Source organism: Caballeronia sp. LZ065 (assembly GCF_031450975.1).
GTDB lineage: Bacteria > Pseudomonadota > Gammaproteobacteria > Burkholderiales > Burkholderiaceae > Caballeronia.
Genome location: NZ_JARUXV010000004.1, coordinates 513258 through 519621, shown reverse-complemented (window position 1 = coordinate 519621; position 6364 = coordinate 513258). Strand labels below are relative to the sequence as shown.

Annotated in this window: 6 protein-coding genes; all 6 read right to left on the bottom strand. The window is 62.2% G+C overall.

What is annotated here, in order from left to right:
• Positions 1 to 669: 669 nt before the first annotated feature.
• The gene (locus tag QCE63_RS28955) at positions 670 to 2019 is read right to left on the bottom strand and encodes an MFS transporter (RefSeq protein ID WP_309837969.1); all 1350 of its coding nucleotides are present in this window, start codon (positions 2017 to 2019) and stop codon (positions 670 to 672) included.
• Between the two features lie 32 nt (positions 2020 to 2051).
• Positions 2052 to 2999, bottom strand: coding sequence for a hydroxymethylglutaryl-CoA lyase (locus QCE63_RS28950; RefSeq protein WP_309837968.1), 948 nt, complete (start codon positions 2997 to 2999; stop codon positions 2052 to 2054).
• Positions 2996 to 4189: a CaiB/BaiF CoA-transferase family protein gene (locus QCE63_RS28945; RefSeq protein ID WP_309837967.1), complete on the bottom strand. Its 1194-nt coding sequence runs from the start codon at positions 4187 to 4189 to the stop codon at positions 2996 to 2998. Before QCE63_RS28945 ends, QCE63_RS28950 begins: the two co-directional genes overlap by 4 nt.
• 121 nt (positions 4190 to 4310) lie before the next feature.
• Positions 4311 to 5237, bottom strand: coding sequence for a LysR family transcriptional regulator (locus tag QCE63_RS28940; protein ID WP_309837966.1), 927 nt, complete (start codon positions 5235 to 5237; stop codon positions 4311 to 4313).
• A gap of 16 nt (positions 5238 to 5253) precedes the next feature.
• Positions 5254 to 5640 (bottom strand): PaaI family thioesterase, encoded by a 387-nt coding sequence (locus QCE63_RS28935; RefSeq protein ID WP_309839310.1) that lies wholly within the window; start codon positions 5638 to 5640, stop codon positions 5254 to 5256.
• A 317-nt stretch (positions 5641 to 5957) separates the two neighbouring features.
• Positions 5958 to 6158, bottom strand: a complete 201-nt coding sequence (locus tag QCE63_RS28930; protein WP_309837965.1) for a hypothetical protein — start codon at positions 6156 to 6158, stop codon at positions 5958 to 5960.
• Positions 6159 to 6364 lie beyond the last annotated feature (206 nt).

The following is a 6364-nucleotide window of genomic DNA, read 5'->3' as shown; positions in this document are numbered from 1 at the left end:
GGCCATGAACCAATTCGCTATCCTTTATGCAGATCGATTCGTTCGACCTTCCGTGTAATTACTCAATCTGCCTCGAACACGGAAATACTGACACCCCCGGCGAGGCGTATTGCGACGGAGCAAAGCATAGCGCGATCTCGCGCTGCTCCGGTCCTCCTTTGAGCCGACGGTCTCGCGAAGCAGCAGCTTGCTTGTCCTGCGGCATTTTGCATTTGGAATACGTAAAACCATTTGGTCCGAATCATGCAAGACGCCAAGTGCGAGAAGCGTCAACAGCTTGACGAGCAAGTCGTGATGTGACCTCGCGTTGCTCCATATCATGGCGCGGCGGATCGCTCATTCGCGGCGCGTCCCCTCTGGCTCGGCTCGCGGTATTTTGCATGCGGCATGCAAAGCGCCATTCGGTCGAACGCATGCATAGCGCCGGATTCAAGAACCTTCGACAGACTCGCCGAGCAAGTCGCATTGCGCCCTTGCATTGCCCGTCTAAGGCGCGGCGGATCCCTCATGCACCGCGCGTCGCACCCGGCTCGTCTCGCAGCATTTTGCATGCAGCACGCAAAACGCTATTCAGCCGACCGCATTCAAAACGCCAAATGCGTATCCAGACTTCAATGCCGCAAAAGTGGCACTCACCGACTCGAATCTCCGGTGAGCACCTTACAGACCTTACCCCCGAACTCCACTGCCCTCTTCTGCATGATCCCGCTGCCTCAACGACTGCGGCAACCCGAACATTAGCAACAGCGCACACAACCCACTCATCGCGCCGATTGCATACAGCGCGGGCGTGGTACTGCCCATCGTGTCGCGAATGCGGCCGACCATCACCGGGCTCACGATGCCGCCAAGTTGCCCCAGCGTATTGATCAACGCGATTCCGCCCGCCGCGCCTGCGCCGGTCAGAAGCTTCGGCGGGAGCGCCCAGAACGCCGGGATCGATGCGATGACGCCCGCACCCATCACGCCCAGCGCGGCGATCAGCAAACCGGTCTGCTTGTCGAAGACGCCCGCAGCGAAGAACCCCACAGCAGCCATGACCAGCAGGATCGCGACGAACTTGCGCCGTTCCCCCGAGCGATCCGACATACGCCCGACCACCACCATGCAGATCGCGCCGCAGATATACGGCACTGCCGTGAGCAGGCCGATGATTGTCGGGTTCTGCGTGCCCGCCGCGCGAATCAGGTGCGGCGCCCAGAAGTTGAGCCCGTATGACGCGATCTGGATCAGGAAGTAGATCAGCCCGAGCATCAGGAAGCCGGGCGTCCTGATTGCGCCGAGCAGCGAATGGCCGGTCTCCGTGTGCTGACTTTGCGTCGAGATCTGGCTCTTCAGACAGGTCTTCTCGGCGCTGCTGAGCCAGGCGGCATCATCGACACGATCCTTCAGTACCTTCAACACAAGAATGCCGAGCAGCACGCACGGCATGCCGCCGAGCAGGAACAGCCAGTGCCAGCCCGCGATGCCCGCCACGCCGTTCAAATGCCCGAGCACGAGTCCCGAAAGCGGCGCGCCGAACAAGCCTGAAAATGCCGACGCGAGAAACAGCATCGAAGTAATGCGGCCGCGATAGCTCGCCGGGAACCATAGCGTCAGGTAGTACAGCACGCCCGGCGCGAAGCCCGCCTCCATCGCGCCGATGATGAAGCGCAGCCCGTAGAACTGCCATTCCGTCTGCACGAAGACCATGAGCGCCGTCGCAATACCCCACGAAATCATGATGCGCGCGATCCAGCGGCGCGCGCCCACCTTGTACAGCAGCATGTTGCTGGGCACTTCGAACAGCACGTAACCAATCACGAAGAGACTGGCGCCGAGACCATAGGCGGTATCGGACAGCCCCAGTGAACTCTGCATCTGGAACTTCGCGAAGCTGATATTGATGCGATCGAAGAACGCGAAGAAATAGCACAGCATGATGAGCGGCATCAGCCGCCATGCCACCTTGCGGATGATGTCCGATGTGTTGGCCAGGGAATGCCGCTCGTCGGCCGCGTTGACGCTCAGGTCGCTCATGTTTGTCTCCAATATTGTTGTCTTGGGATGATTCAGATGGCCCGAACGTATTCGGGCACCGCATGCAGATCGCAATTGCGTCCCGCCTTCGCGACCTGCCCCGGCACCTCATGACCGACCAGCCCAGGCAGGGTGCGCGACAGGCGGATCAACTGCACAAGATCGATCCCCGCGGGAATGCCCATCTCGTCGCACAGGTTCACGAGGTCTTCGGTGCAGATGTTTCCGGACGCACCGGGCGCGAACGGACAGCCGCCGAGTCCACCGAGCGCCGCATCGAAGCGGCGGGCGCCCGCGTGGTAAGCAGCAAGCACATTCGCGAGCCCGAGGCCGCGCGTATTGTGAAAATGCAGCGTGAGGTCGGCGGCGGGCACCTCGGCAAGCACGCGTTCGACAAGCCGGGCAACCTGACGCGGATTCGCCATGCCGGTGGTGTCGGCGAGCGTGATGCCGGCAATGCCCATCTCACGGTAGGTCCGCGCAATCGACACCACGCGGTCTTCATCCACACGGCCTTCGAACGGACACCCGAACGCCGTCGCGACCGTCGCGTTCAGCGAGACCGGAGCCGACGCGCCCTGCACGAGCCGCACGATATCGCCGAAGCCCGCCAGCGAGTCTTCGCAGCTCATGCGCATGTTGGCGCGGTTGTGCGTCTGGCTCGCCGACATCACGAGATTGAGTTCGTTCGCCCGTGCCGCCAACGCGCGCTCCGCGCCCTTCATGTTGGGCACCAGCGCGACGTAGATCACCCCCTCCTTGCGGACGATGCCGTTGAACACCGCTTCGCCGTCGCGCAACGCAGGAATCGCCTTCGGCGACACGAAGGAACCCGCCTCGATGCGCGTGAAACCGCACGCCGCAAGCGCATCAATCAACGCAATCTTGTCCGCCGTTTCGACCCATTGCTTCTCGATCTGCAAACCGTCGCGCGGCGCAACTTCCTGAACAATCAGCGGTTCTTTGTATGCAAAATTCATTGAACCGCTCCTTCCGCGCGCAGGTGTTCGACCTCGCCGGCATCGAAGCCGAGCGATTCCAGCACCGCTTGCGTGTGTTCGCCCAGCGCCGGACCTTGCCAGCGCACTTCGCCCGGGGTTTCGGAGAGCTTCGGCACGATGCCGGGCATCTTCACCGACGCCCCGCCCGGCAGGTTCGCGTGCAGCAGCATGTCGCGGGCTTGGTAATGCGCGTCGTTGACGATGTCCGCGACCGAATAGATCCGGCCCGCAGGCACTTCTTCGCGCTCGAGCGTGGCGAGCACATCGTCCATCGAATGATGCGTGGTCCACGCGGTGATGGCTTCGTCGAGCATCGCGCTGTGGCGAACGCGGCCGTCGTTGCGGGCGAGCGCGGGATCGTCGGCGAGATCGGGTCGGCCGATCACGTGCATCAGGCGCTTGTAGATCGGGTCGCTGTTGCCCGCGATCACGACGAAACCGCCCTCTTCCGTGCGATACGTATTCGACGGCGCGATGCCCGGCAGCGCGCCGCCGCTGCGTTCGCGCACATGGCCGAGCAGGTCGTATTCGGGAACCAGGCTTTCCATCAGGTTGAAGACGCTTTCGACGAGCGATACGTCCACCACCTGTCCGTCGCCCTGACCAGTCTTGACGCGCAACACCGACATTAGCGCGCCGATCACACCATGCAGCGAGGCCAGCGAATCGCCGAGGCTTACGCCGACACGCGCCGGCAGTCCTTCCGCGTCGCCGGTCGTGTAGCGGATGCCGCCCATCGCCTCGCCGATCGCACCGAAACCCGGTCGATCGCGATACGGACCCGTCTGGCCATAGCCGGAAATGCGCACCATCGTCAGTTTCGGATTGATGGCGTGCAGCACGTCCCAGCCGAGGCCCAGCTTTTCGAGCGCGCCAGGACGCATGTTTTCGATAACGATGTCCGCGTCCTTCGCAAGACGCTTGATGACCTCGGCGCCATCCGGCGACTTGAGGTTCACGCAGACCGATTTCTTGTTGCGCGATTGCAGATACCACCAGAGCGACGTGCCCTCGTGGAGCTTGCGCCATTTGCGCAACGGGTCGCCGCCATTGGGCGTCTCGATCTTGATGACTTCCGCGCCGAACTCGGCCAGCATGCGCGCCGCGAAAGGCGCGGCGATCAACGTGCCGATTTCGATGACCCGGATGCCTTGAAGGGGTCCGCTCATGCTGCTCGTCTCCTGGTTTCGATTGTTGGAGACAAGCTTATTGGCGAACGCTCGGGGGCGTCCAACCGCATTTCGGCAAGGATCGTTCGCGAAACGCGAACGCTCGCGGGGTTTCTGAAAGCTAGGCGGGTTCGCCGGACGCTTCGATCGTGCGCAAGTGATCGAACAGGAGACGGCTGACCGGCGACAGCGCATCCGCATCGCGCACGACGATCACGAGACTGCGCGCGGCCCATTCCTCATCGAGCGCGACGGCAGCCAGGCCAAGCTGCCGCCCGATCGCCTCGAACACGTGCAAGGGCAGCACGCCCACGCCCATGCCCGCCTGCACCATCCGGCACACGGCGTCGAAGCCCGGCACGTGGATACGCAGCCGCAACGCGCGGCCCGCCTGGCGCGCCGCCAGATGCGTGCGCATGTTGATCGAACTGGCTGAATGAAGGCCGATGTGATCGAAGTCCAGCGTATCGGCAAAGTTCACGCGGGCGCGCTTCGTCAACGGATGCGTCAGCGGCGTCACGATGACGAGCCGGTCGTGCCGGTAATGCACGGTGTCGAGGCCGCGCGTATCGGCGTCGCCGGAACAGATGCCGAGATCGACGAGACTGTCCGCCACGCCCTCGATGATGCCGCCGCTCGGCCGCTCTTCCAGATCGATCTTGATCTGATCGTGCACCGAGAGAAACGCGCGCAGGTCTTCCGGCAGGAATTCCACGATCGCCGACAGATTGGCCATCATGCGCACGTAGCCGCGCACGCCGCTCGCATGTTCCGCCAGCTCGATGCCGATGTTCTCGACATCGCGCAACACGCGGCGCGCGTGATGCAACAGCGTCTCGCCGGCGGGCGTGAGCGCCATGCCGCGCGCCTTGCGCTCGAACAGCACGGCGCCGACGGCCTGTTCCAGTTCGAGCAGCCGCTTGCTGGCCGCTGACACCGCAATCGCCTCGCGTTCGGCGGCGCGCGTGAGGGTGCCTTCCTCATGAACCGCGAGGAAGAGTTGCAAGGTCGTGAGATCGAGGCGTCGGAGGAGACTCTTGAGGGCCATCGCCGGATGGGCGCGCTTAGCGAGCGTATTTGAAGGTGCCTTGCGCGCTCGCGATCATCACGCGACCGTCGACCCACGCCTCGCCCCGCGCGAAATACACCGAACGCCCCTGACGCTCCAGAAAACCCTTGGCAACCACCTTGTCGCCGACGCCCCGGTCCAGATAGTTCACCGTCAGCGAAAGCGTGAAGCCGTGCACGGGCCCGGCACCGGTCGTGAAGAGGCCGGCGTATCCGCATGCGGCATCGAGCAGCGTGGCGATCGCGCCGCCCTGCAGAATGCGTTGCCGGTTCAGATGCCCGGCGTGTATCGGCATCAGGAATTCGGCGTAACCCGCGCGCCATTCGCAGAACGTCGCGCCGAGCGCTTCGAGAAACGGATTGTCCAGGTCCAGGTGGGCCACCACTGCTCCTTCTCGCTTTATTGCGTGCGATTGTGCCATCGCTAGCCTTGCATTGCCGCACGGCACAAAAAAACCCGCCAGAAGCGGGTTGGGTGCGGCCAGGACCGGTCGATGCGTAAAACCTGGCTGATTGGCAAAATCTGCAAGCTCGAAAGCCGGGAATTCGAGAGCGGAGACATTCATCTGTCTCCGCCGGTTATTCGCCGTGTTCTCCCAACTCATGAAACCGGATCATGAATGGAAACGACAGAATTTGTTACGCTTAAAATGCCTGGTGACAAAGCGTGCCACGCGCGCAACACATTGCCATGTTGTGATCAGTTATAGCCGCGAATGACGCAGGATTTCTGTTCCTCCTCTGATTTCTCACTGGCGAAACGTCCGCAGATTTCCGCGACATAATCCGGTTCCGCCGATACCTGGCTGGAGCGGTGCGATACGGTCACGCTCGTATCCGGGGGCAGTTCGCCGTCTTCGATCCAGGCGTAGTACTGTGCGCTCGTATTGGCATCCATCATGAGTCTCCTTTCGGTCGATGCACTCGATAAGATTGATGTTTCCAGAATGCGCCTCCATGAAGCGGCTGGCCCTAGTGGATTTCATTAATGGACGCGGCCGAAAAACGAAGCAAGACTTAAGAGAATGTCTGCAGGTAGCGCATGCGGAATCGTTTCAATCCGCCCTATCTTTTTATGTAGCGAAAAAAATGCCCGGTCGAAGCCGG

What these genes read in the sequence shown, in the direction of transcription:
- QCE63_RS28955 (WP_309837969.1), bottom strand. Translation starts at nt 2,019, where the DNA reads ATGAGCGACCTGAGCGTCAACGCGGCCGACGAGCGGCATTCCCTGGCC.
- QCE63_RS28950 (WP_309837968.1), bottom strand. Translation starts at nt 2,999, where the DNA reads ATGAATTTTGCATACAAAGAACCGCTGATTGTTCAGGAAGTTGCGCCG.
- QCE63_RS28945 (WP_309837967.1), bottom strand. Translation starts at nt 4,189, where the DNA reads ATGAGCGGACCCCTTCAAGGCATCCGGGTCATCGAAATCGGCACGTTG.
- QCE63_RS28940 (WP_309837966.1), bottom strand. Translation starts at nt 5,237, where the DNA reads ATGGCCCTCAAGAGTCTCCTCCGACGCCTCGATCTCACGACCTTGCAA.
- QCE63_RS28930 (WP_309837965.1), bottom strand. Translation starts at nt 6,158, where the DNA reads ATGATGGATGCCAATACGAGCGCACAGTACTACGCCTGGATCGAAGAC.